The sequence below is a fragment of the Treponema sp. R80B11-R83G3 genome (genome assembly GCF_054786115.1).
In genome coordinates this window covers 1-559 of sequence record NZ_BDHF01000423.1, presented here as the reverse complement: position 1 = coordinate 559, position 559 = coordinate 1, and the positions used below count along the sequence as shown (strand labels likewise).

Here is a 559-nt window from a genome sequence, read left to right as displayed (position 1 = left end):
GGTTTTTTTCGGTATTTTTTATTGACTTAAAAAGCCTTCGCCGTTTTAATTCCTCGCGTAATTTGCCAATTACCGCGCGTCCTTTAAAGATGAACCAAAGCGCCGACAGTATAAAAATGACAATGACCGCCATTGAACCGTAAAGCATTGCCGCCGTACCCGGCATCGCAAGAGCGGATGTTGCGGAGGAAAGCACGGGAGCCGAGCGGCTGTCTATTAGCGAACTTACCGTAATAGCAAAGCCGGAAAAACAATCGCCTCCTATTTTTATATCGGGCAGTTTTAAAACTCCGGCGGCGAAGGGTGTAAATTCAATTATCAGCCTGCTTCCTGCGGCGCGGCGTTCCAGAATTATTCTGTGAAAATCAATATATGGGTCTGACGGGAGCAAATCCGTATCATAAGACGTAATGACAAAATCTTCGTTCTGCGAAGAAGCCGGAAGCGGTAAAACAAAAGAAGCCGAGTCTCCCACATAAATAATGCGCGGGACAAGATACGCGCTTTTATTCTGCGCGTGTAAAGAAAAGGCTATTATAAAAATGAATAAAATAAAAAC

General features: G+C 44.4%; 1 protein-coding gene. It reads right to left on the bottom strand.

The window, feature by feature from the left end:
• Positions 1-559, bottom strand: a 559-nt coding sequence (locus ACYVRH_RS14250) for a hypothetical protein (protein WP_461257534.1), incomplete at both ends; no start/stop codon positions are given.